Genomic DNA, 19,546 nt, shown 5'->3' with positions numbered 1-19,546 from the left:
ACATGGTCGGACTCGATAGGGTCAGTCTGTTGAGTAAATCCCATCTTAACCGGGTAAACTGTTATTCGGAAATCACCTTAGTGATCCGCGTGACTCCCTGGGAAACAATGGCAGGGGGTTTATGACGCTGGCTCAGACCCTTTCGAATGAGGAAGACGCTCGCGGATGCACCCGCAGGATGCGCTACCGGAGAAACCTTCAGTCCCGGAGTTCACCCGGCGTCTGCAAAATCGGCGCGATGATTCCCTTCTGAGTGATTCGTCGAGTCTTTTTGTTGCTAGGATGCGAACAGTCAGATGGTCGAGATCAGGTCATCTGAACTTGGATGCCGATCGGCATCAATGTTCTGTGCAACCTCCTTGACTCCCCGCTACTTCGCCATGTCGTTGACTCAGTTTCCCATTATTCGCGGTGCATTCCGTCGGCAATATCCAATCCGCGGACAGGGTTCGCGGTCTGCACCAGCATCATCAGGGTCCACGCCCCAGTGCCGATGGTCGGGCGCTTGGGTCGCGGAGCGCACACCTGCGCGCGCGCGGCGCCGGGACAACGCAGACAAGCGCAGGCTGCGTGACACCAGCATGCGAGGCCGGCTGACACAGGCGCTTGCTGCCATGCTGATGGTGCCATTGCTGCTTGGTGCGGCGCCCACGACTGCGGATGGGGCCAGCAAGCTTCCAGGAGCCGAACCGCCCTCCGCGGACTTACCCGCCAACAAGGACCGGCCGCTGATCATCGCTACGCGCCACGTGCCACCCTTCGCCATCCAAGCCGACGATGGCAGCTGGAGCGGCATCGCAATCGACCTCTGGCGACAGATCGCTGCACGACGGGGTACCGAGGACTATCGCTTCACCGAGATGGGCCTCACCGAGATGCTCGATGCCATCAGCGATGGGCGCGTCGATGCCGCTGTCGCGGCGCTGACCATCACCAGCACACGCGAACGGGTGATGGATTTTTCACATCCCTTCCACACCTCGGGGCTCGGTATCGCCGTGCACCAACGTCCGAGCGGCGGCCTTTTGGCGACGCTGCGTCGCATGTTTTCCGCGCAATTCCTCAACGTCGCCTTCGGGTTGCTGGCGCTGCTGACCGCGGTGGGCGTGCTGATCTGGCTTGCCGAGCGTCGCGGCAATCGGCACTTTCCGTCCGACCCAGTGCGCGGCATCGGCTCCGGACTCTGGTGGTCGGCGGTGACCATGACCACCGTGGGTTATGGCGACAAGGCCCCGGCCAGCCCCTTGGGGCGTTTCATCGGCATGGTCTGGATGTTCGCCGGCATCATTATGGTCTCGAGCTTCACCGCCGCCATCGCAACGGCGCTCACGGTGGGCCAATTGGATCATTCCATCCAGCGTGTCGAAGACCTCTACGGCGCTCGCGTGGCGACCATCACGGATAGCACGAGCGCCGCCTTTCTGGACGCACGGAAGTTACGCTATCAGACGTTTGACTCCCTCCCCGAGGCCCTGACGCGACTGGCCGACAACGAGGTCGATGCGGTGGTCTACGACGCACCTATCCTGCGCCACCTGGTCACCGCCAACTATCCCCACGACCTGCGCGTTCTCCCTTTCGTGTTGCAACGCCAGGACTACGGCATTGCTCTACCACAGGGCAGCATGGCCCGCGAAGCGGTGAACGAGGCACTGCTTGATATCATCCGCGGCGAGGAATGGCAGCCGCTGCTGGAGCGCTATTTGGGCACGAGCAACTAAGCGTGTGGTGATGAGACGCATGCCGACGATCTTTTCGATGGGCAACCAAGGCTGAGTGTTGCCGGCCACCGCCGGGGCACCCCGGTGGCGCAGCACCTCCTCTACCATAGATATCGGCGACGTCGAAGGGCTCAAGCTGGCTGTTTACGCTGGCAGCGGCACAGGCGTGGACGGTGGTCATGGCCTTGCTCCTCTCAGTGATGGCCGTCGACGCTCGGCAGCTGCGGTGCCAGGGTTCGTGTTTTGTCGGTTAATGAAACAGCCGGCGCCGGCGCCGGCGCTTGCCATTACTACATCCTTATACGCCATTAAAAGCATATTTTAATACTCTGATGCGATTGCCCTGTCCGCATCGACCGCCCCCTTGTATGTTCAACCGTTCCTGCGATACCCTCATCCGCAATCGAAGCATTGCCTGGCTCGCAATGGCATACCGCTTTCGTTTTGTGCCTTTTTGAAGTTAATCATTCATCTTTGTCGATGATTTTTTCAAGTGACTCCGATAACGAGCTGCAGGAGCCCCGATGGAACTGTTCAAAAAGACCTGGGATCCAATCCTCGCGCTGTCGATGATCGCAGTGCTCGACATCTTTATGTTCCTCACCGTTGGCGCTTGGACTGTTGGCGGCGGAGAGACCATGATGACCGGTCTGATTGCTCAGCAGGTATTGGGTGATGATCTGGCCCGGATTCCCTTTTGGAATCTGGTCTTCGAGCCTGACCCGACCTATTGGAAGATCTATATCAGCCTGGGCATGCTATTCGGGGCCATCGTGGGCGCCGTGCTGAGCAAGGAGTTCTATTGGCGCTTTCCGCGTCACCTGTCCGAATGGGTCATGATCACGATCGGCGGCCTGCTGATGGGAATCGGTATCCGCCTCGCATTCGTCTGTAACGTCAGCACCTTCTTCGGCCTGACGCCGGAGATGAACCTCGGCGGCTATTTGGCCATGAGCGGAATCATTGCGGGCGCCTGGGTTGGCTCGCTGATCTACAAGAAGATTCTTGAGGGTTGAGCATGTCTCCGATCGGGCAGTGCATCGTCGCCTTTTTCTTCGGCTCCATCGTCGGTCTTTTGGTGCAGCGCTCGCGGTTCTGCAACACCGCGGCACTGCGCGATGCGATGCTGTTCAAGACCTATCGCAACACCAAGGCCCTGCTCGTTGCGATGATGATCTTGACCCTAGGTTTCACGACCTTCCTCACCTTTGGCGAAGGCAATCCTTTGCACTTCGATGTCGGTCTCAACCAAGTCATGGGCCTCTTCCTATTTGGCATTGGCATGGTGCTGGCCGGGGCCTGCACCGTGTCGACTTGGGTCAAGGCCGGAGAAGGGAATGTCGGCGCCATCTGGGCGCTCTTGTTCACCTTTATCGGGATGTTCCTATTCTCATTGCTGTGGTCGTTCAGCTATTGGCCGCCGGCTCCCGGCACCATGACTGGTGAGCCCAATCTGAGCGGCCTGCAACTCGGCTATACCAACGCCGCAACGCTGCAGGAGAAGTTCGGTATTCCAGCGATCCTCTTTGGCTTGGTTCAGTTCGCGGTGCTACTCGGCATCTTTCGCGCCATCCGCCACAAGGAGCAACGAACCGAGCAGGCCGCGAGTGCCCGAATGACGGCTGCGGCAGAGCAGCGCACGGTTGCCGACTGACAAAAACAAGCATTAGAGCCACTCGGTTCGCAAATCCTCCAGAGGAGAAACACCGCCATGGGCCTGTTTGGATCAAAAAAGAAGAGCGCCGCGACGACCACCGAGGCACTGACAAGCATCACGCTTGACGATGGCACCAGTTGGACGCCGGTTCAACTCGTCGATTGCATCGGTGACTCCTGCCCTCGACCACAATTGATGACGAAGAAGGCTGTCAGCCATGCAGCCCCAGGCGAAGTGATTGAGGTGCGCATCGACAACCCGACGTCAATGGAAGCCATTCCACCCATGATGCCGGATCTCCATGCCCGCCACCTGGGGACTGTGAAGTCCGGGCATTATTGGAGCGTGTTGGTGACTAAGGACTAGACTAATGAGCAAAGGCGAGCTTCAGATGGCGGGCTTCTCCATTCTTGTCACGCTGATGACGGTGCTCGGCATTGCCTACATTTTTATTGCCCAACCGGCTTATTTGCGGAGTGACCGCGATGGCGTGCCCTATTTCACCCCCGAGGTCGAGAATCCGATGACCAATGAGCCCGTCGATATGGGCACCCTGATCCGTCATTACCGAGGAGAGACGCCATGAATCTCGACCTCGAGACCTGGTCGCTGTTGGCTGCCTTTCTGGTCGCGTTTTACGCCATGTTCGTGAGCTTTACGCAGGACCCCTTTTGACCATGAACACATCACAGATTTGGCTGTTCTGCACCGGCAGCCTGGCCGTTAGTCTCGGTCTCGCCGCTGTCATCTACCCCTTTGCCGTCGTCGACGGGGAGACGCTGGAGATGGCCCGGACGCCTCAGCCGATGGAGAGCTTGCCCGACGTGGACGTCGGCCCAGACTTCGGGCTGCTCCCGGTCACCGAGTTAATGGGTTATTACATCGAGAACCCGCCCGAGGCGCCGAAGGACGGCGCACCGGCCCCGAAGCGACAGCAGTTCGGCGGCTGCTGAGTTCCGAACCGAATCGATCCATGCGAACGCCTTGCGCCGGAGTGGGATTGTTGCTCGGCCTAGCAGCCATGTCGGTGCTGGCAACGCTATCCGCGCCGCTGTCGGCGGGGATGCCTGATGCCGGCCTGAGGTATGTCCGCAATCCAGTCGCAGCGGGCACGGACCTGCGGCTCATCGACACGCGTCCCGAGGCCGATTGTATCGCCAGTTCCGCGTCTGGCGCCGTCTGCCTGCCACCGGAGGCCTTCTTCGGTCCGCACCGGCGACTCGCAAGCTTCCGCGACATCGCCTGGGTGCTCGGCACCGCCGGACTGCGTGGCGACGAGTCTGTGCTGGTGCTGGGCAACGACCCGGTTCGCCGGGATGCCGTCGCGGCGCTCCTCTATCTGGCCGGTCAGTCAGAGGTGTCGGTGCTCTACGGCCGGTTAGATAGGCTGCTCGACGTGGGTCTCTTCGAGAAGGGAGTGGGACGAGGACGGGGCATCCTGCGCGACCCCATCCACGCCGGGCACTGGCTCGAGGACCGCATCCTGCTGCGCAACGAACTCGCCGAGGCCCTTGCCGATGGCGACATCGTCCGTCTGCTGGACGGTCGAACCGCCGACGAATATTGGGGGGCTCAGATCCGTGCCCGCCGAGGCGGACATCTGCCGGGGGCCGAGTTGGCGCCGGCCGCTCGGTTACGCGCCGCATTCGCCCGCGGCGAAGCTGCGATCCACGGCGAGCAACCCCTGGTTGCCTATGCACATGACCCGCTGACCGGGCTCGCCTATCTGACCTTGCTGCGGGCCGGTTTCGGCTTGGACGCCAGGCTTTACCTCGGTGGCTGGCGCGAGTGGGCCGACGATGGCCAACTGCCCGCCGACGCGGTTAGCTACCCTGAGCCTCGCGCGCAACCCGCCGTGCCGCTGGCACCCAGGTCTGCCGGGCACCAACGCGTGCCCACACCGGCCCTGCTCACACTAGCAGCCCTGGCCGCAGCAGGCGGTTTCGGCTACCGACTGGGAAAGAGAACATCCTGATGCAAGAAGACCCTCTCGATCTGCTCCTGATCGTCTCGACGCCCGACTCCGGCCGCGTGCTGCTGCCCTTGGCCGGCGCCTGCAGGCGTCGAGGCCTGCGTTGGTCTTGCTTCTTTACCAACGACGGCGTGCGCATCCTCGGAGATCCAGCCATCGTTCATGCAATTCGCTGCGCCGACAAGCCGATCGCCTGCGAACATTCCTGGGCGCGCTTCGAGGGCGAGACGCCGTGCCCCGTCGCGCTGGGCAGTCAGACGAACAACAGCGCCCTAGTGGGCCGGGCCGCGAAGGTCATCGGACTCTAGCCGCGCAGCATGCGCCGCGGCGCTGAACCGACAATCGGAGGAGATCCATGAGCGGGCAGAAGCAAGTGCTGGTCCTGGGGCGTCGCGATCATACCGAAGCGATGCGTGTCGCCGGCGGACTGACGATTTTCGGCCATCAGGTGCGGTTGGTTTTCATGACTGGCCCGGTCGCCGAAACCCCGGAAAACATCGAGCAGGCCGAGACCCTGGAGCTCTGCGACATCGAGCCCGAGACCACGGTGCCCGATCAGGATCTGCCTCACATCGGCTCCCATGCACTGTCCCTGGCCCTGATCGAGGCCGATGCGGTCATCAGCATCTGAGTCACAATAGAAATTCGCCGCAGGCCATTCCTATGAACATCGCAATCTTGAAGACCGGGTTATTTGACGATGCCGAGACGATCGAGGATAGCCTGTCGCGTTTCGAGGTCAGCGATTATGTCTTCATCTACGACACCAGCCGCCCCAACCTGACCGATGCGGACTGGGACCAGGCCCTCGATGAACTCATGGCCGCGGAGCGGGTCTTCGTCATCTGACTTGGCGAGTCAGCTACCTGAAAAGCTCCGATAAGGCGATCAAACAAGAAGCACCAACTGAGGAGGATGACCGATGAAGCACTGCAACACTGAAGATAACCGTCGATCGATGCGGCGACTGGTTGGCCGCGGCCTCTTCGCGCTGCTCCTCGGAGCCAGCCCGCTGGTCCTGGCCGAGAGCCAGCCGCTGGTCGATGTCGAATGGATCAAGGCCAATTCCTGCAACGAGGACGTGCGGGTGCTCGACATCCGCAATGGCCTAGACGGCGGCTCGCGAACGGACTATCTGCGTGGTCATATCCCCTGTGCCGTCTACACCGATTACCTGAAAGATGGCTGGCGGGCCAAGGACAAGAACGGCGTACCCGGCCAACTCGCACCTGTGGACAAACTCGAGAAGCTCATCGGCGGGCTTGGCATCGGTAAGGACACCCATGTCGTCATCGCCCCGGCTGGGAAAAACGCCCTCGACATGGGCAGCGCCACGCGCATGTACTGGACCTTCAAGGTCCTCGGCCACGACAACGTCTCGATCCTCAATGGCGGACTCGCCGCCTATACCAAGGACGAGAAGAACCCACTCGCCAAGGGCAATGAGCAGCCCGAGGCCCAGACCTTCACCGCAGAGGTGCGCGAGGAGATGATCGTCGACAAGGACGACGTCAAGGCGGCCATCGAAAAGGGCACCGTCATCGTCGACAACCGTCCCCACGACCAATATGTCGGCATCAATCGGCACCCGAAGGCCGCACGCAACGGCACCATCCCTGGCGCCGAGAACCTGCCGGAGAACTGGCTCACGGAGAACAACGGCGGCAGCTTCCGTGATGTGGCAACCCTGAAGCAGCTCTACGCGTTGGCCGAGGTCCCCACGCAAGGCGATCAGATCAATTTCTGCAACACGGGCCACTGGGCATCCCTGGGCTGGTTCGCATCCCATGAGCTGCTCGGCAACAAGGACGCGAAGGTCTATGACGGATCACTGGTCGAATGGACCCAGGACGAATCCGCACCCTTGGAACAGAAGATCAAACTGCAGTAAGGATCATGGCCACTCTCGCCACTCCCGCGCATGAGCGCAGGGGTCGCCATCATCATTCCCTTAGTCTCGCCCGCTTGCTGGGGGCGAGAGAGCCCCCGATTGAGACACGCATTCAAGGAGATGCGGGTTGGCGCGATCGCCGCGGTCATGAGTCTCCTATTGATCGCCGGACCGCGCACCGGGCATTGTGCTCAGGATGAGCAAAACCGCCGCTTTGCCGTGGAGCTTGCCGTGCTGGCCGGAGATGTCCGCCTCCTTCGGCAAAGTGGGCTGCCGGAGACACATCGCCGTGGTCTCAGCGACCGGGTCGCCAGCGCCTTGGGCTTCATCGGCCTCCTCGGGCGTGAGGCCCTTCAGGCGAGCAAGCGCCACGACCCCGAGCTGAGCGAGGAGATCGCACGGCTTCGCCTGTGCTTTGCCGCCGGAGATCTGGCCGGATCTGCGGTCATCCTGGGGCGACTCGTGAAACGTTTTCCCCTCGACACGCGCAGCTTCCTGCCCGTCACCACGATCCCGGCCCGACTCGCCCGCGGACGTGAACTCTATGAAAGCACATGCCGGGCCTGCCACATCGCCCCGGACACCAGACGCCGGAATCCTGCCCGTGACCTCTTTCAGGATGCGCGGACAATGCCCGCGAGGGAATTCCTCGCTCGACTGATCGGCGGAGTCCGCGGCGTACCGCAGACCGGTCTTGAGAACCCCCTCTCGGATGAGGATCTCCGCGCGCTGCTCGCGTGGTTCATGCACGGCCGGGACAAGCCAAGCAGCGGCTGATTGCCTCGAGCGGCTTGCAGCACGAGTCCGAAGTCCAAGAGCCGATTTCCGGAGAATTCTTTGTGAAAGGATCGCCCAGGCTCTTATCGGCGGGCCTATAGGGTCTCAATCTTGCCGACATGGACGCAGAGCCCCCAGAAGCGCCAGGCCGGCTCCTACTCCATCATGTCGTTAATGACATTCTTGAACCAACTATGGGCATAGCTGACCTCCCGCTTGCGGATCTCCGGACTCGCATTCGCGGGTGAGACGCCGCCGGAGCCGGGGATCGACTCGATGGTGTTGGTCTCGGCATTCAAGCGGTAGACGGCGGCCACGGAGATGCCGAAGTCTTCGCCGACGACGCTGTAGCAGGTGTTGACGAAGGTTGGGTCATCCGGCGTCTTGCCTTGGAAACCAGCGACAATGGCTGCGGCGGCAACCTTGGCCTGGGAGTTGGCCGCGTAGGCAGACTTCGGCATCGTGGCTGCGCTGGAGGCGTCGCCGAGCACATAGATGCCCTTGTGACGGCTGGATTCGAAGGTGCGTTTGTCCACCGGGCACCAGTCACCATCCACCAGATCGGCGCCAAAGGCGATGGCGCCCGCCTTCTGCGGCGGGATGATATTGACCACGTCGCCCTGGAAGTCCTCGACCAATCCGCTCAGGGTGCGCGTGCTCGGATCAAGCGCTTCCACCGCGCCACCTGCCGCGGCGCTGACCCACTGGATCATGCTGTTGTCGGTGCCGTAGCCGTAGAGCTTGGTCCAGCCTTCAATGTAGAGACCTTGCTTGGAGAAGGCGTCCTTCGCATCGAGGATGGTGATCTTGGCCTTCGGCTTGTGGTGCTTGCAGTACATGGCAATCTGCGAGGCACGTTCATAGGGGCCGGGTGGGCATTTGAAGGGATTGGGCGGAGCAACGATGATCACGTGCCCGCCTTCGGGCATGGCCTTGATCTGGTTGCGGAGCAGTTGGGTCTGCGGCCCGGCGTACCAGGCATGGGGAATGCTTTGGTTCGCAATCTGTTCGTCGTAGCCTTCGATAGCATCCCACTTGAAGCCGACGCCGGGAGAGACGACGCAGGCGTCGTAGCCGAACGCGCGGCCTCCAGCGGTCTGGACCTGTCTTGTCTCCGGGTCGATGCCGACGACCGTATCTTGAAGCACATCGATGCCATAGCCACGCAGGCCGTCGTAGCCGAAGGTCAGCGATTGGAGCGTCCGTTCGCCGCTCAGGACCTCGTTGCTCATGAAGCAGGAGGTGTAGGCCGGCTTGGACTCGATCAGGGTTACGGCGATCTTCGGGTCGAGCTTACGTAGGTACTTGGCCACAGTGCAGCCGCCCACGCCGCCACCCACCACAACCACGCGGCGCGCCGCGCCCAACACCAAAGACGGGAAGCCCAGTGTCCCCAGCGCGGCGGCAGCGCCGGCGGCTTGGATGAAGGTTCTGCGTTTCAGGTTTGTCACGATGATCTCTTCTCCGTCGCCGCGCTACTGCTGGCTGCCGTAGTAATTGACCAGGGCTGGGATGGCCTTATCCCCCGCCTCCTCGATCGCGGCGTCGACCTTGCGCTTCATCTTGCGCGGCCATTTGCGCTTGCCGTCAAGGAAATCCTCCATGCTGTAGTGCAGATAGGGCATCCACTGACCGGCAAGGGTACCGGCATCGCCGGGCCGACCGCCCTTCTCATGACATTTCTCGCAGTATTCGTCGTGCAGCCGGGCGCCTTGCTCGGCCAAGACCGGATCGTATGGCTGTGGAAACAGACGCAGGCGCTGACTGGCGAAGAACCAACCCATCTCCTTGAGTTGCTCATCGCTGTAGGCCTTGGCGATGCGGTTCATGATGCTGGCGTTGCGCTCGTCCTCGCGGTACGCCTTCATGGCGTCCACGAAGACCTCGGGGTCCATGCCGGCGATGGCTGGCATCGAGGGTCCAACGCTGGAACCATCGGTGCCGTGGCAGCCTGCGCAGGTGAAGGACATCGCCTGGCCGGATGGTCCCGCCGAGACCGCGGCGGGCAGAACGGCGAGCATGGCAACAAGGAGATTGCGAAGGCTCCTGTGGATGGTCTTGTGGCTCTTCATGTTCTCCATCCCCGTTAGCTCGGTAATGTGATCAGGCCGAACAGCACCAGTGTCAGCAGGGTCAGGCCAGCCATGATCAGCACGGTGGTGATGAATGAGGCCGCCAGAGAGACGCGCCGCGAAGGACGCTGGACCAGATGCTTCTCCAACTCACCGGATTCCATCAGCCGCTCGTATTCGAGACGGTGGTCGTGTTTGAACTCGTCGATAGGGATGACACCGGTGAAGATGGCCGTGCTCATCGGGAAGCGCTCTGGCCGGAAGTGCACGTTGAAGAAGTGCACCGAGTTCAGGAAGATCGCCGCTAACAGCGCCTCTTCGGCATGCACCAGGTTGGCGATATTGAAGGTCCAGCCCGGCAGGATGAGGGAGGTCTTGTCCGGCATGAAGAGAATAAGACCGGAGGCACCGATCACCGTGGCACCCCAGAAGGGCGCCCAATAGTCGAACTTCTGCCAGTAGGTCCAGTGGCCGAACTCGGGGCGCGGACCGCGGCCGAGGAACCATTTGAACATGTCCCTCAGATCCCGCAGATCCTTCATGTTCGGGACCAGGGAGGTGCTGCCGAACCACTCGAACGTCTTGCGCTTGCGCCAGATGTTGCTGATCGCAATCGCCAAGTGGATGAAAAAGATACTGAGCCAGATGATGGCCGCGGTGCGGTGGATGATGCCCTCCATGCGGATGCCGCCGAGGAATTCCACCACCGCCTTGGCCCAAGCGGTATGGGAGAACAGCAGCGTCGTACCCGTCAGGATCAGGGTCATGGTGGCGATGGCGAAGAGGAAATGGATCCAGCGCCAGACCAGGGGGAAGCGGCGGAAGTAGACCAGGTCGGGCTGGCTCAAGTCTTCGACGAAGCCCTTGCCCTGAACACGGTCCATCACTTCGCGGTAGAGCCACAAGAGCACGTGGATCCAGAAGAAGCCCATGACGGAGAAGATCAGAATCTCCATGAACACCCTGAAGGCCCATAGCCCCGGATAGTGCTCCCGATCGTGGGCGTCGCCGTGGGGCCAGAAGCTCAGGAAGTTCTCATTGGCATCCTCATGGCAGTTGCGGCAGTTCTCCAGACGATTGGAGGCGTGAATCTCCGAGGTCGGATCGTCCTCGCTCTTCACCAAGTGCCCGCCGTGGCAGTCGTGACACTTGGCGGCATCGGTGTAACCGAGGCGGTGGACCTGGCCGTGATAGGACTTGAAGTAGGTGCGCTGGGCCTCCTCATGGCAGTCGCCGCAGTTTTGGGTGATCTGCAGCTTGGCCTTGTCGGTTTCGGGTGAGGCGATCTCATGCGTGGTGTGGCAATCGGAGCACACCGCCGCCTCGCTGTCACCCTCCTCCATCACCGCCTTGCCGTGATCGGAGGTGCTATAGTCCTGCAACTCCTTCTCATGGCAGCGGCCGCAGATTTCGGGGTTCTTTAGGCGGTGCTCGGCGCGCTGGATGCTGCCCAACTCACCGACATTGTGGCCCTCGTGGCAGTCGTAGCAGGTGGCGTTGGTGCGCGACTGGTCCAGGGTGTTGGGCTGCGCGTGGACCGACTTCATGTAACTGTCGATCTGCTCATTAACGACCTCCAGACGGGCATATTCGTCGTCCGGATCGTCCTTGTGCTGCTCCCAGGTCTCCCGATGGCACTCAATGCAGCCGACGATGACCGCCGGTGCCTTGCGATGGGGGACGCGGTCAATGGTGACGTGGCAGCTAGTGCACTTTTGAGAGCCGTGAACGCTAGCCTCGATCTCCTCGCTGTGGACGAAGATCTCCACCGGGGTGCCATCGTCGCGCACATCAGTCTGATGCTGTTTGTCGCCGTGACAAGTCAGGCAGCGTTCATTGGGGATGATCCGCTTGCCAGTCTCAGGATCGAAATGATCGATCATCAGCCCTTCGTCGGGCTCCGTCGCGGTGGCAGCGGCGACGGGAACGATGATCGCGCCGAGAAGCGCCGCCAAGAGGCTGACGATTCCGATGTTGGCGATGCGTCTTGGCATCGTGGCTCCTCCGGTTTCCTCGGTCATCTAGGTATTATTCGTGCGTATCACGCCTGGCAGAGAGCGAGAGGTCTGCCCATCTGGGCGCACACTCCACCGCCCTCCATGCCCCAAGTCACTGCCGGACGAGGCATTCGCAAAACCGCGAAACTCCAGAATCAACCGATCCCGCACCTTAGTGGTGACGGATTCTGCGCGATCGCATTGAAAAAGTTCAATCAGACAGCTTGGCCAGGTTGTCGTTTTGCTGCGCTAGATCAAAAGACTCGGATTTTCATGCGTTCGCTCTCTCGACGAGTCAGCGGAACGCCTGACGCAGCAACAGCCAGAGACCTAGCAGAGGGATCAAGGCGGTCTCTTCGGCGATCGGAAATCACCTAAGTACCCGCATCACACGCCTGCGCCCTGCCCTCCTTGTCATACCAAGCCACCATCGGCGTCAACAAGGTTCGTTTCGAACGCACCCGACGATAGCGCGGGCTCGGAGGTCGGTTGGCCAATGAGCACTGCGGAAACTGCCGACCTCAAGAAAATGCATTTCATGCACATAGACATACATTCTACGTATACAAAAGCTCTTTAACCTCGACAACATCAGGCTCTGATTGAGATTTAAATCTATGATTTTTAATATTTTTTAATAAATTTCTAACGGCGGCACACTCTTTGATTGATATCAGATGCCCAACACGAAACGGACAGTACAGGAGCATCAGATGTCATTCTTCAAGCGTGTCACCCTTACGGTCTCCAGCCAACTGGAGCAGATGATCGGTGAGATCGAGAACCACGACGCGGTCGTCGAGGCCGGGATTCGGGAGAGTCGCCGGCTCTATGCCAAGGCGAAGGTCCGGCATGCGCGGATGCGGCAGGACGGCGAGCGGTTGCGGCGGAAGCTGGATGGGCTGCGGGCGGATGAGCGGACGTGGCGTGAGCGCGCGCTGCGCTGTGACGCTAAGGGCGAGGGCGAGGGCGAGGAAAAGGCCCTGGCGTGCCTGAGTCGCGCGAAGCGAGCGGGCAGTCAGGCCGAGTCGCTCGCGGAAACCTACCGGCGTCATGCCGAGGTGGAGCGCCATCTCGGCCGCGAGATCGACGGTCTGCGTCAGCGTGTCGAGACCCTGGAGCACCGGCGTGCGCTGATGCGCAGCCGCGAGGCGACGGCGGATGCGAGCGCGCGCATTCGCGAGACGGACAGCGGCACCCTGCTCGATCTGAATGATACCTTCGAGCGCTGGGAGATCCGGCTCACCGAGGCGGAGCTGACGACGGACAGTATCTGCGACAACGACCCCTTCGAGGCCGAATTCGCGGCTGACGAGGAGCGTGCGTCACTCAGGGCCGAGCTAGAGGCGCTGAGACGTGACCCTGAAGAGAAGTCCGGAGGTGTGCGATGAGCAGCCAGGCCACCATTGAAGCGCTGGATCTCAGCATCGACCCAGCGGCGCTCGACTTTTCAACGCCGCCTGCCAACCCGTCCGACGAGAAGCCGGACAGGCAGATGGGACCGCCCCGCCCAACCAAGGGCAAGACCTTGAGCCTATCGCTCCTGCTGCGCGGACTCGGCGGATTGGTCATCGTCGCGGCCTTTGTGATGTATCTCTTTCAAGGCTGGCGTGAGGGCGACGACCTGACGCGCTCTCTCCTTCTGCTTGCACATACAGCCATCCTCACGCTCGCCGGATTCGCGAGCGGCCACCTGCTGCACGAGGCCAAGGGTGCGCGGCTCTTCATCGCGCTCGCGCTGGCCGCCGTACCGGTCAACTTCGCCTATCTGGGCGGGCTCAGCTATGAGCAGCTGACCTGGGACGCCCCCTTGGCAATGGATGCCTCGGCTTCCTTCTGGACCGCGAGCGTCGCGCAAATGACCGCCGGCTCGGCGCTCTTGGTCACGGCCGGCAGCGTGCTCGGGCTGGCGCTGGCGACCTGGGTCGGCTTTCTCATCATGGCAAGGCGCTCGGCCTGGCCGCTGACGGCGCTCTATCTGCTCGCCAACGCGGCACTCTTGGTGCCCACGCGTGCTGACGCGGCCATCTCCGCGATGCTGATCGGCCTGGGCCTCACCATCGGCACCCTGATCATTCGGGTACGCCGCCGGGATCCCTCGCTCGCGACACCCGAAGGCCTCTTCGCCCGCGCTGTTCTCTTGCTGCCACTGCTCGTCCTCGGCGGACGCAGCCTCTGGCTCTATGCGCCGGACGCGCTCTTCTTCACGACCCTGAGCATCATCGCTTACCTAGGGCTGCGGCTTGCCATCGTGGCAGCCGGAAACGACGCGCGCTGGCGCAGTGCATTGGAGCTGTTAGCCGTGCTGACCGCTGCGGTGACTACCTTCCTCGCCTTCCATAGCGTGATCGATGCGCGCGCCATCCCGGACGTGGTCAAGGTCCCTTTGACCGCAGGCGTCTTCGCCGGGCTACTGGTGGACCTTTCGACCCTGGGCAGTCGCTGGCAGGGTCACTACCGGGGCGCGGCGGCACTGGTCGCAACCTTGGCGATGCTGCTGAACCTGACCGCCTTCGGAGGTTTCGGCAACGCGCTGACGAGCCTGGCGATCGGCATCGCGACCCTCGCCTACGGCTACGCGTCCAAAGGCAGATTCATCTTCGTGATGGGACTGATCACGGCCTTGGCTGGACTCGGATTCGCCGCGCAGGACGCACTCTCCACCTTTACCATCGGGGGCTGGAGCGCACTGGTCCTGCTCGGGATCTCGACGATCCTCGCCGGCTCCGTCGTCGAGCGTCATGGAGCGGAGATCAAGGCGGGCTTGCTACGCTGGCACCAGCACTTTGAGCATAAAGGTTGACCATTAAAGCGCTCGGGCAAGGCAGCGCTCGGGCAAGGCAGCGCTCGGGAAAGGCAAAGTGCCCGAGCGCGCTTTCCGCAATCATGCGAGCCTGCTGTTGCGCCTCATCCCTCGGCCCAGCCTAATAGAGACTGACGAGGGAACTGGTGGACTTCGCGCTCGCTTCGCCACCCCTTCCTCAGAATACACTGATCGACCATGAGGTTTCGCGCCGCTGCCATGCCGACCATGCGCCATCTCAGCCCCGAAGACCGCAGTTTCTTCGCTCTGCTGACCGAGACTGTCTACGCCAATCCCTTTGGCACGGATCAGGAGCGGCTGAGTCGGCTGCTCGGTCGAGCCGCGCCCAGCACGGTTTCTCAAGCGGATCTATACGACAAGCTGATGCCGGCCCTAGAGACGCGGCTGGAGGCATTGCGGCAACGCGGGCTGGAGCGGCTCGATCAGTTCTGCGCTGAGGATCAGACATTGATGCGCCAGGTCTTCCTCTTCCACGGCTATCAGCACCACTACAGGCTGGTCGACGGGCTGATCGAGCACCAAAGGCGCGGGAGAACCTCTGCTGCGGATCTGAGCTGGATCCCCGATCTGCTGAATCGGCTGCGCGACTACGGCTTCGATCCACAGGAATCGCGCCGCTGGGTGGCGCTCTACTATCAACTGCGCCGCGCCTATGACTTCATCGAGCGCGCCTTGGTGGGCCGCAGCGAGCCCATGCGCACACTGCGACGGTCCCTTTGGAACAGCGCCTTCACCACGGATCTGCGCAGCTATACCCAGTTGCTTTGGGGGCGCATGCAGGACTTCTCGACCTTGCTGCTCGGCGAGACCGGCACGGGCAAGGGCTCAGCGGCGGCGGCCATCGGCAGATCCGGCGCCATCCCGCTGGAGGGGCCAGGCCATCGCTTCGCACGCGGGATCGAGGAGACCTTCATCGCGACGAATCTCTCCGAGCTGTCCGAGGGGCTGATCGAATCTGAGCTGTTCGGCCATCGCAAGGGGGCCTTCACCGGCGCGGTAGACAATCACGATGGACTCTTCGCGCGCTGCGATTCCTACGGGACGCTCTTTCTCGACGAAATCGGCGACGTCTCGCTGCCGGTCCAGACCAAGCTGCTGCGGGTGCTTCAGGAGCGCACCTTCACACCGGTCGGCAGCCACAAACCACAGCGCTTCGAGGGCCGCATCGTGGCGGCGACCAACCGGTCGCTGCAAGAGCTGATGAGCGGGAGCGGATTTCGGCGCGACTTCTTCTACCGGCTTTCGGGCAACATCATCTGCGTGCCCACCTTGCGCGAGCGTTTGGCCGACAGCCCGGACGAGTTGGAAGAGTTGGTCGCCGCCCTACTCGGCCGCATGGTCGGCGAGGCCGCCGACGCACTGCAGGCAGGCATCATGGAAGCGCTCTCGGAGCTTCCGGCAAACTACCCTTGGCCAGGCAATGTCCGGGAACTAGAGCAGGCCTTGCGCCGCATCATCCTCAACGGATGCTATGTCCCGGACGCCCTACCGGGGGGGCATGAATCGGCTGCAGATGCGTGGATCCTCAGTGCCGAGGCGGGAAGCCTTGACGCCGCCGAGCTGCTTGCCGGCTATTGCCGCCAGCTCTACGAGAAGCTGGGAACCTATGAGGCGGTTGCCCGAGTGACCGGACTCGACCGGCGGACGGCGAAGCGGCATATCCATGGGTAAGACCAGACGCCTGCGGCCTTGAAGCGGCCCAAGCGAAGGGAGACAGCTGTCAGTAACGCCTCCCAATCGATGGACACGCCTGAGAGGATACCGACAGGCGTTGTTTGTGAGAGGTCGCGGACCTCGGGCTTGCCGAATGCGTCGCCCTCCGGTCGATAGATGGTCATCATCCGATCGTGGAGCGTCGGTGTCGGCGCCATCAGATCAGCGACGCCGTCGATGAGTTCATGGCGAACGTCGTCCGGCCAGTTCAGATATTCCCCCTAGTGCTGCGGGTTAGAAGTCGCGAGGCACCCGTCTCGGAACTTGCGCGGCGACGCACTAACTGTGTCTAGCCTCGTCGCCTTGTGCGAGTCCCATAGCGATCACCCTCTCACTGGTGCAGCACCATCATAGACCTCCGATCGACGCATCTCGAATGATAGCTCTCGATCAAAGGAGTCTGGATCAGGCGGCTGCCAAGATGCGCATGGTGCTACCGACAACGCCATACGGCCAGTGACACTCCTATCGGTTACCGTTTTGCTAAAGCACAGCTGCGGGATCAACCTTCGGAGCGATCGTCGCCGTCATCCTCTGCGGGTATCTGCTTGGATGAGCCCGCGGCGGGAGCGCGTGCCAGCCACCGAAGCGCCCCAGCGGTCTCGTCGTCCTTGGCGCCGTCCTGAATGTAGAGATGCACATCGCGCTGCGGGAAGGGGATGTTGATGCCCTCGGCGTCGAACTTCTGTTTGACCGCCTTGGTAATGTCCCAGTAGACGTCCCAGTAATCCGCCGTGCTGGCCCAAGGGCGGCAGATGAAGCTGACCGCGGAGTCGCCCAGGGTGTTCATGCGGATGGTGGGCTCCGGATCCCGCAGCACCTTGGGGTGCGCCGCGACGATCTCTTCCAGGAGTGCCTGGGCGCGGTCGATGTCGTCGCGATAGCCGATGCCGAACTCCATGTCGACGCGTCGCGTGCGCGCTGCGGTCGCATTGATGATGACGTCGTTCCAGATCTTGTTGTTCGGCACCAGCATGCTCTTGTTGTCGAACGTCTTGATCGTGGTCGAGACCAGATTCAAGGCGGTCACCTTGCCCGACACGCCGCCGGCATCGACGATGTGACCGACGTCGAAGGGTCGGAAGAAGAGGATCATGAGACCACTGGCGAAGTTGCTCAGCGAATCCTGCAGGGCGAAGGCAATCACGAAGCCGGCCGCGCCGACGACAGCCAGCAGAGGTCCGATACTCACCTCGAGGGCGGCAAGTGCCATGATGATGCCGACGAGCATAACGACCCAGCGCACGCTGCTGACCAGGAAGTCTTCGAGCAGCTGCGAGGCATTGCCGAGGACACGCAGGGCACGGTGCATGGCACGGCTAAGGATCTTGGAGAGCAGCCAAGTAGCGAAGAGGATGCCAATGAACATGCCAATATTGGTTGCCCAGCGCAGTCCGCCTTCCGCAGAGGTGAACCAGCCCTTGACGGCGACCCAAGCCGAGGTGGTGTCCTTCACATTCAGACGGATGCCGCTGACGGAGCGGATGTAGAGGCGGTAGTCCTGGACCTTCGCCAGCGTCTCGCTATCGGCCTTGTCGGTCTTGGACTCGAGTTCATCCAGCACCGTCTTGAGGCGGTCGATCGCCAGGGTGCGCGCTTCGCGCAACGCATTGAGCTGCTCCAGGAGTTCGACCTTCTCGTCCTTTTTGACGTCCTGTGCGGCTTGTATTGCCGAGGTGGCCGTTTCCAGCTGCGCCTCGGTCGGACCATCACCCGCTGTGATGATTTCGACGGCCTTGCTCGCCTTGGACTCGGCTTCAGCGGTCGCTTGTTTCGCCTCCTCGGTGGCCTGCTTCGCCTCGGTTGCGGCCTTCTGGACCGACGCCTGACGCTCCGGCTCGACCTCCGCCGCCGCACGCCTCACCCGATCCAGGGCGAGGTTCGCTTGCGCGGCTGCCGCCGACGCGCCGTCGAGGCTCGCTTGAGTATTCGCCGCGAGCGTCTCCTTTGCTTCGACGCTCTTCTGGGCTGCGGCCACCGCTGCATCCACCGACTCGCCGAGATCATCGACTTTGACCCGCGCCTCCATGGCCGCCTCCTCGGCCTCCTGAATCTGTGTCGCGTCACCCGATGCCTTGGCCTCTTCGGCCTTCTCCCGGACCTTCTTCAGCTCTGCCTGAGCCGCTTCCGCCTGGCTCTGAATGGCCTCGGCCGCCTTGATCTCGTTGTTCTGGCGTACGACGGCGATCTCCGCATGGGCGATCTCCTCCGCCTTCTCCCGCACCACGGCTTGCCACGCCTCGGCCTCGGCGAGCAGCTCATCCTTGGTCATCGGCTTGAGCAGCAGGGCAAGCTCTTCGATTGGGACAGAAACGTCCGCGACAGTCGCGGCGTCCTCAGCCCCGCCGGGCTTGCCTTCGGCAGCAAAAGACCAGGAGCCAACGCCCACAAAGACGCTCAGGCTGCACGCCAGCAAGGCGTGCAGGAGGCGGTTTTCAGCCATTCATGTTCCCCCAATTGAGTTGTGAGATTTTCTGCGCGCCAAATGCATGCCTGACGAAGTCTCTTGCTTCGGTCCGATACGCTGCATGGGTCGCGCAGGAACTAAGAAAGCGCCCATCAATTGTTTCCCGATGCGAGCGATCCCGCCCGAAATCCCCCCTAGCCCCCCTTTGCGAAAGGGGGGAAGTTGTTGATGGTCACTTTCTAAGGTGACACCGTGGCGGCGCACCAAATAGATGGCTCGGCAATGAAGGGGGGGGGGAGCGGAAGGCGCTTCTCCAAGCTCGCACGCCTGTCGCGTGAAAGCCCCCGCCTCTGCCGATCGAAAAGAAACGCCCTTAGAGGATATCCGGAACAGAAAATGCTTAATAACTAAAATGCCAAATAAGATAGTATCTTAGGTACGACAATCACGCGTATCGAGGATGCCATGGCCTTTCAAGAGATGTCCGATGATTTTTGGCGCCAGGCAGAACCGTT

19 protein-coding genes are annotated in these 19,546 nt (G+C 61.8%); 15 read left to right on the top strand and 4 right to left on the bottom strand.

All coding sequences use genetic code 11. The features are described 5' to 3' along the window. Window positions 1-614: 614 nt before the first annotated feature. From G3480_RS19480 to G3480_RS19425, 12 genes are all read left to right on the top strand, one after another. A complete protein-coding gene (locus G3480_RS19480; protein WP_240905927.1) occupies window positions 615-1,721 on the top strand; it encodes a transporter substrate-binding domain-containing protein in 1,107 nt (368 codons plus the stop codon). 524 nt (window positions 1,722-2,245) lie between these two features. Next, complete coding sequence (locus G3480_RS19475; RefSeq protein WP_164655555.1) at window positions 2,246-2,737, top strand: YeeE/YedE thiosulfate transporter family protein; 492 nt, start codon at window positions 2,246-2,248, stop codon at window positions 2,735-2,737. 2 nt (window positions 2,738-2,739) lie between these two features. Further along, window positions 2,740-3,375, top strand: coding sequence for a YeeE/YedE thiosulfate transporter family protein (locus G3480_RS19470; protein ID WP_164655554.1), 636 nt, complete (start codon window positions 2,740-2,742; stop codon window positions 3,373-3,375). Between the two features lie 57 nt (window positions 3,376-3,432). After that, window positions 3,433-3,744 (top strand): sulfurtransferase TusA family protein, encoded by a 312-nt coding sequence (locus G3480_RS19465; protein ID WP_164655553.1) that lies wholly within the window; start codon window positions 3,433-3,435, stop codon window positions 3,742-3,744. Between the two features lie 4 nt (window positions 3,745-3,748). Further along, on the top strand, window positions 3,749-3,964 hold the full coding sequence (locus G3480_RS19460; protein WP_164655552.1) for a hypothetical protein: 216 nt from the start codon (window positions 3,749-3,751) through the stop codon (window positions 3,962-3,964). A 91-nt stretch (window positions 3,965-4,055) separates the two neighbouring features. Then, entirely contained in the window at window positions 4,056-4,331 is a 276-nt protein-coding gene (locus G3480_RS19455) for a hypothetical protein (protein WP_164655551.1), read from the top strand. Between the two features lie 50 nt (window positions 4,332-4,381). Next, entirely contained in the window at window positions 4,382-5,353 is a 972-nt protein-coding gene (locus G3480_RS19450; protein ID WP_164655550.1) for a rhodanese-like domain-containing protein, read from the top strand. Beyond that, window positions 5,353-5,658 carry a hypothetical protein gene (locus tag G3480_RS19445; RefSeq protein ID WP_164655549.1) on the top strand — a complete coding sequence of 102 codons (306 nt, stop codon included), beginning with the start codon at window positions 5,353-5,355 and terminating at the stop codon, window positions 5,656-5,658. The genes G3480_RS19450 and G3480_RS19445 overlap by 1 nt, the downstream gene beginning before the upstream one ends. Window positions 5,659-5,705: 47 nt before the next feature. Beyond that, window positions 5,706-5,981, top strand: coding sequence for a hypothetical protein (locus G3480_RS19440; protein WP_164655548.1), 276 nt, complete (start codon window positions 5,706-5,708; stop codon window positions 5,979-5,981). Between the two features lie 32 nt (window positions 5,982-6,013). Further along, window positions 6,014-6,199 carry a hypothetical protein gene (locus G3480_RS19435; protein WP_164655547.1) on the top strand — a complete coding sequence of 62 codons (186 nt, stop codon included), beginning with the start codon at window positions 6,014-6,016 and terminating at the stop codon, window positions 6,197-6,199. Between the two features lie 73 nt (window positions 6,200-6,272). After that, window positions 6,273-7,241 (top strand): sulfurtransferase, encoded by a 969-nt coding sequence (locus G3480_RS19430; protein WP_164655546.1) that lies wholly within the window; start codon window positions 6,273-6,275, stop codon window positions 7,239-7,241. A 99-nt stretch (window positions 7,242-7,340) separates the two neighbouring features. Continuing rightward, complete coding sequence (locus G3480_RS19425) at window positions 7,341-8,018, top strand: c-type cytochrome (RefSeq protein WP_164655545.1); 678 nt, start codon at window positions 7,341-7,343, stop codon at window positions 8,016-8,018. A 155-nt stretch (window positions 8,019-8,173) separates the two neighbouring features. On the opposite strand, the gene G3480_RS19420 is transcribed toward G3480_RS19425, so the two are convergent. From G3480_RS19420 to G3480_RS19410, 3 genes are read right to left on the bottom strand one after another with little or no spacing between them, the layout of a single operon-like run. Continuing rightward, window positions 8,174-9,469: an FCSD flavin-binding domain-containing protein gene (locus tag G3480_RS19420; RefSeq protein ID WP_164655544.1), complete on the bottom strand. Its 1,296-nt coding sequence runs from the start codon at window positions 9,467-9,469 to the stop codon at window positions 8,174-8,176. Window positions 9,470-9,493: 24 nt separating this feature from the next. After that, complete coding sequence (locus G3480_RS19415) at window positions 9,494-10,090, bottom strand: c-type cytochrome (RefSeq protein ID WP_164655543.1); 597 nt, start codon at window positions 10,088-10,090, stop codon at window positions 9,494-9,496. A gap of 14 nt (window positions 10,091-10,104) precedes the next feature. Beyond that, complete coding sequence (locus G3480_RS19410) at window positions 10,105-12,084, bottom strand: cytochrome C (protein WP_164655542.1); 1,980 nt, start codon at window positions 12,082-12,084, stop codon at window positions 10,105-10,107. A 716-nt stretch (window positions 12,085-12,800) separates the two neighbouring features. On the opposite strand from G3480_RS19410, the gene G3480_RS19405 reads away from it, so the two are divergent. The 3 genes from G3480_RS19405 to G3480_RS19395 all read left to right on the top strand — a co-directional run bounded on the left by G3480_RS19405 (window position 12,801) and on the right by G3480_RS19395 (window position 16,582). Beyond that, a complete protein-coding gene (locus G3480_RS19405) occupies window positions 12,801-13,478 on the top strand; it encodes a PspA/IM30 family protein (RefSeq protein ID WP_164655541.1) in 678 nt (225 codons plus the stop codon). Beyond that, window positions 13,475-14,890, top strand: coding sequence for a hypothetical protein (locus tag G3480_RS19400; RefSeq protein WP_164655540.1), 1,416 nt, complete (start codon window positions 13,475-13,477; stop codon window positions 14,888-14,890). The genes G3480_RS19405 and G3480_RS19400 overlap by 4 nt, the downstream gene beginning before the upstream one ends. Window positions 14,891-15,109: 219 nt before the next feature. Further along, complete coding sequence (locus tag G3480_RS19395) at window positions 15,110-16,582, top strand: sigma-54-dependent transcriptional regulator (protein WP_164655539.1); 1,473 nt, start codon at window positions 15,110-15,112, stop codon at window positions 16,580-16,582. Between the two features lie 544 nt (window positions 16,583-17,126). Here the strand turns inward: G3480_RS19395 and G3480_RS19385 are convergent. After that, window positions 17,127-19,067, bottom strand: coding sequence for a mechanosensitive ion channel family protein (locus G3480_RS19385; RefSeq protein ID WP_164655538.1), 1,941 nt, complete (start codon window positions 19,065-19,067; stop codon window positions 17,127-17,129). Between the last annotated feature and the right edge of the window lie 479 nt (window positions 19,068-19,546).

Source organism: Thiorhodococcus mannitoliphagus, assembly GCF_010915725.1.
Lineage (GTDB): Bacteria > Pseudomonadota > Gammaproteobacteria > Chromatiales > Chromatiaceae > Thiorhodococcus > Thiorhodococcus mannitoliphagus.
Note: the sequence above shows the minus strand (reverse complement) of the source record. Positions and strands in the feature narration are given on the sequence as shown.